We start from the raw sequence: 1,148 nt of genomic DNA, 5'->3' as shown, positions 1-1,148 counted from the left end.
AATCCACTTCTGTCCTGCCTTGGGGGTGGAGGAGTTTGACTGACCGCACCCGGAGGAATTTGAAGTGACCCGCGGGGCCCGAGTTCGCCGATTCCACGGCGGTCGACCGGGTGAGCTTGCGATCCGTCGGCGCGAAATCTTCGGAGTTTTCGGTTCGAACGGTCAGGCAAAACGACCACGATGAAGATGCTAACCGGGCTTCTGCCGCAACCGAGGGTGAGGCGCTCATTTTCGGTCAGCAGCTGGAAGCCGCCGACCTCGATGCGCGTCGGCTACATGTCCCAATCCTTCTCGCTCTACTGTGAGCTGGCGGTCCGCCAGAACCTCAGCCTCCCGCTCGCCTGTTTCTTCTGCCATCGGAGTTTGCGGAGCGTAGGATTGCCGAACTGGTCGACCAGAGTGACCTCGCCGAGTATTTCGACAGTCTTGCTGCCGCGCTGCCGCTGGGTATCCGGCAGCGCCTGTCAGTTGCCGTTGCCATCATCCGCAAGCCGGATCTTCTGATCTTGGACGAGCCTACGTCCGGCGTTGATCCGGCAGCGCGCGACCGGTTCTGTGAGCTTTTGAATGATCTGGCCCGCAACAGGGTCATGACCGTCTTTCGTCTCGACCCACTCCATGAACGAGGCGGCCCGCTGCAACCGACTTGCGCTGATGCATGAAGAACGCGTGCTGGCGGGCGAGGGGAGCAAAGACGCTGGAGGACGCCTTCATCAACTTCCTCGAGCAGCGGACGGCCAATTCTCAACCAGCCGCTGGCGGAAGAAGCTGGCCCGACGCAGCACAATTCCGCCGGCGCCCTGTTCAGCTATCAGCGCTTGTTCGCTTATACCATCCGAGAGGGTCTCGAATTGGTTCGCGACTCGATACGGCTGATGTTCGCCTTGTTCGGCACAACCATTCTTAAGGTGGCCTTCGGTCTCGGTATCTCGACCGACGTGAACAACCTGACTTTTGCCGTGCTCGACAACGATAAGACACCTGAGAGTCGCCCTATCTCGAGGAGCTCAGAGGTTCAGGATACTTCGTCGAGAAGCCTCAGCTTGCCAATGGCGCAGATCTTGACAAAAGGTGACCTGCCCCTGAGTTTTCATCCAGAGGCAATTAGAGTCTCGGGGGTTTGTACGCCGATTGGCGCAGGTGGAGCA

Annotated in this window: 1 pseudogene; it reads left to right on the top strand. The window is 59.4% G+C overall.

The features are described from left to right. Positions 1-83 precede the first annotated feature (83 nt). Positions 84-1,072: pseudogene (locus AC3WLX_RS36595) on the top strand (ATP-binding cassette domain-containing protein); the annotation flags it as partial. Between the last annotated feature and the right edge of the window lie 76 nt (positions 1,073-1,148).

The sequence above is a fragment of the Bradyrhizobium sp. FW305-F6 genome (assembly GCF_058782905.1).
Note: the sequence above shows the minus strand (reverse complement) of the source record. Positions and strands in the feature narration are given on the sequence as shown.